Source organism: bacterium (assembly GCA_030247525.1).
In the GTDB taxonomy this organism is placed as follows: Bacteria; Electryoneota; JAOADG01; order JAOADG01; family JAOADG01; genus JAOTSC01.
Window position 1 is genome coordinate 1 of the sequence record JAOTSC010000233.1, and the last position, 4035, is coordinate 4035.

A 4035-nucleotide genomic window follows, 5' to 3' on the forward strand; every position below is an offset into this window, starting at 1 on the left:
GTACTAAAGACTACGAAATACTTCAAGCATTCAATCAAGAATATTGCGGGTACAAAGCTCGATTGATGCTTGAAGTATTTCTCGTAATCTGTTTAATTCGTTCAAGTTCTACCATAAGAAATCGATAACAATACTGGAGAGCAGAACCGATTCAGGAAGTGAGGATGGTATGGTTCAGTTCGCTGGTCCACCCGATCAATTGTACAGCATCGGGCAGGTCAACGCGCTGACCGGAATCCCCAAGCCTACGATCCGATTTTGGGAAAAGGAGTTTGCAGAATTTCTGATTCCACTTCGGACGGATGGCAATCAACGCCGCTATGACCGAGATTCGATCGAGCGGTTGGAGAAAATTCGCCAATTAGTGCACGAGGAGGGATATACGCTCGACGGCGCCCGCCGAAAGTTAGATCAACTCTATGGTCATAACGGATTACCAGTCGTGAATGGCAGTTCGCCAGCGGTAACCGAAACCGACCCCGGATTAGACCGACTTGCCGAGACGATGTCCGACTACTTATTGCGGAAATTCTTCGTGAAAGCCAACGAACGGAGCAACGGACCGTGACGACACCATGATTCCGGCAGCATTTCCGCCGTTACCAAAATAGTTGATCATCACCGCATCTGCGGTATTACCGATCCGGGCCGGGCCTAGCCACCGCGCAGGCCTGCCCGAGCCAGGGGAGGGAATGGATAATGAGTACCCGCATTAATCATAATATCCTGTCGCTGACAGGACAACGCAACATCTATCAAACCCAACAATCGCTTGAAACCGCTATCAACCGCCTATCAAGTGGTCTTCGCATCAACAACTCCTGGGATGACCCCGCCGGCTTAGCCGTCTCCGAGCGCTTCCGAGCGCAAATTGATTCGATGGCAGAAGCCGAAAAGAACATGGAATACTCGATCAATATGTTAGCGACAGCCGAAGGTTCTCTTTCGGTCATCGACGAAAAATTGATTCGGCTTCGTGCACTTTCGGTACAGGCATCCAACGGCACCTTAACGGATAACGACCGGGCATCGCTCGATGTTGAGTTCCAACAGTTAAAGAGTGAAATCACCCGAATCGCAAACGTTACTAACTACAATGGGATTTATCTGTTGAACGGTGCCTATTCCGGTTCCGGTTCCAATGGCATCAAACTCCACATCGGCACCTACAATACCATCGATAACGATTACTACTACATCACGATGGGAAACATGACAGCAAGCGCGTTGGGAATCGACTCCCTCAACGTTCTGAATACTGTCAACAGCCAATCCGCAATCACGGCGTTAGACGTCGCCATCAATTCCAAAGATTCCGAGCGTACCCGTTTGGGTTCTTATGTGAACCGGTTGCGTAATTCGATCATGAACATTCAAATCACGCATGAAAATGCTGTCGCTTCGGAATCGCAAATTCGTGATGCCGACATCGCAGCGGAAATGTCTGCCTTCTTACGCAGCCAAATCCTAATGCAAACAGGCGTATCGATGCTTGCTCAAGCGAATCAAGTGCCTCAGATCGTGTCTCAGTTGGTTGGATAATATTACATTCGGTTTTGCTCACCGCCTGCCGCTGAATTCACATTCAGCGGCAGTATTTTTATATGCAAGTTAATATTCTAACCGATTCATCGATTGCTCTCTTCCAAAAAAAGAAGTATGATATAGAGCTGATTTATTAAACTCTCCGGGAGGAAAAATGAACATTGGTAAAAGCGCAAGAACAGTTATGTTTTTCGCATTACTAATCGCGAGTACTGCCTTTGCCCAATCGGCGATCATCAATGAGTGGTCACAAGGTAACGGCGGCAATAAGGAATGGATCGAAATCCTTGTCGTACAAGACGAACTGGATATTCGCGGCTGGCAATTCCGCGATGAAACCAGTCTTTATACCACATTCAAAGCCGACAACAATATGTGGAGTGCAGTACCTGCAGGTACAATCATTGTGATTTACAACGGTGGTGAAATCGATGCAACAACATTACCGGCAAAAGATTCGTTGATGACCGATGGTAATTTTCTAATCTGTGCAAACGCTAACGATGCGAACTTGTTTACGTTTACTGCATGGGGTGGATTTGGTAACACAAATCAATCCGATTGTCCGAAAATCACCTTGAGCGATGGTACAACTGTCGTTCACGATTGGGATAATGGTAATAATGCAGCATTTTCCGTAAATACTTTGCGACCTGGTAGTAATCAAGCGATCAAATACACCTTTAATACTGCCGAAGGGGTAGGCACTTCCACGAATTGGACTCGTACAGCTGCAACAGCAGGTAATGTTACACCCGGAGCTGCTAACGGTGGTGTGAACACTTCTTGGATTTCGACCCTGCGAGGACAAGTCGATCCGCCGGTTATCGAAAGTGTTGTCCGCCCAGTTTTGAATCCGCCTCCTCATACCGCGATTACCGTAAATGCTACGGTAACCGGGACATCGAATCCAACCATTGCGATCCAGTATAAACTGAACGAAGCTGGTGAGAACCACACCGTTGTTATGACGAATTCCGGTGGTACTCTTTGGACCGGCGATATTCCGGGACAAGCAGAAGGAACACTCGTTTCCTACTATGTTTCCGCTCAAAACTCTGGTTCAAGTAGTGTTCGTTCCCCCTCCTCTGACAGCCGGTTCCGCGTGTACAGTTCAGTGTTGGGCGATGCTGCATTAGTAATCAACGAAATCATGTACAACGTGAATGCATCGAATCAATCGGAATGGATCGAGTTCTACAACAATCTTTCCACTCCAATTGATCTTTCCTATTTCATGTTGATGGATAACAACGCTCGTTCCTACACGATTCCATCTGGCACTACGATTGGCGCTGGTGAATATCGGGTTGCCCCATATAACACCGTGCGATTCACCACCGACTATCCCGATTTTAATACGGCGAATCTGTTGCCACCATTCAACTACGAATTCAGTTTGCCGACCGACAATGTCCGGTTGTTCGATGTTAACGGTAATTTAATCGACTTCGTTTCTTACAACGTTGTCGATCCATGGCCGTCACAGTTAGCGGGTCGTTCAATTGAGTTATCGCGTCCCGGTGCCGACAATAATGATGGCAGCAACTGGTATCGTACTGCCGACTCCTTGGGTACCCCCGGTGAGCTGAATACAATCACTCGTTACTTAATTGGTCGCGCGGTTCCCGTAACCAATCCCGACGGGACCCGTCAAGGCGCATTCATTCCGGAAATTCCCAACGACCCGCGTACCGGTGGCTTACCACCGTTCCATATTGTCTTCCCGGAGCGAACCATTCTCGGCAGCTTTAACCCGAGTGAAGTAACGACAAGTTACTATTCTCGGAGCGAACTTGCTTCGGCTCGTGGCATTACTCTGGAGGAACTACAATTTCCCTCGAATAACACGATCAACCGACTGTTTGAGATTACGGAAACCGGCCGCGTGAATTTCGATGGCGTTGATTTGTATCTTCGGTTTACTACAGCCGATTTACCGGCAGGTATTGTTGACCCGATGACAGCCGACCCGGCATTGATGGCAAGCTATTCCACCGATGATGGCGTTACTTGGCATAACGTCAGCGGTGTTATTAGTGACTTGGGGGGTGGTGTGTATGAAATGCATATCAGCGGGCTTGATCACTTCTCGATTTGGGCATTGGGCAATGCCGGTATCCTTCCCGTTACTCTCAGTTCCTTCTCTGCGCATCAAGAAGGTAGCAGCGTCGTATTGCAGTGGGCGACCGAAACGGAAACCTCAAACGACTACTTTACAATCGAACGTAAGACGGCAACATCCTCCTACGAAGCAATTGCAAATGTCGAGAGTCGTAGTGCAAGCGGTAACAGCACAACTCAACAGCGCTACTCGTTTGTTGATAACCGTGTCGTTGCAGGCGATTACAGCTACCGATTGAGTTCCGTCGACTTCAACGGCGTTCGAGAAGTTCTGCGTGAACGAACTGTCAGTGTTGCTCCGGTAAGCGTTCCAAAGAGCTATGATCTATTGGAAGCCTATCCCAATCCGTTCAATGCGATGAGCAT

3 protein-coding genes are annotated in these 4035 nt (G+C 48.2%); all 3 read left to right on the plus strand.

Going from position 1 to position 4035, the window contains the following annotated elements; genetic code table 11:
• Nucleotides 1–169 precede the first annotated feature (169 nt).
• On the plus strand, nt 170–568 hold the full coding sequence (locus tag OEM52_14310; protein MDK9701309.1) for a MerR family transcriptional regulator: 399 nt from the start codon (nt 170–172) through the stop codon (nt 566–568).
• 131 nt (nt 569–699) lie between these two features.
• A complete protein-coding gene (locus tag OEM52_14315) occupies nt 700–1542 on the plus strand; it encodes a flagellin (protein MDK9701310.1) in 843 nt (280 codons plus the stop codon).
• Between the two features lie 157 nt (nt 1543–1699).
• Nucleotides 1700–4035, plus strand: a 2336-nt coding sequence (locus tag OEM52_14320; protein MDK9701311.1) for a lamin tail domain-containing protein, incomplete at its 3' end; no start/stop codon positions are given.

Bases quoted from the DNA above. Each gene is read 5' to 3' on its own strand.
- OEM52_14315 (MDK9701310.1), top strand. From the start codon at position 700: ATGAGTACCCGCATTAATCATAATATCCTGTCGCTGACAGGACAACGC.
- OEM52_14310 (MDK9701309.1), top strand. From the start codon at position 170: ATGGTTCAGTTCGCTGGTCCACCCGATCAATTGTACAGCATCGGGCAG.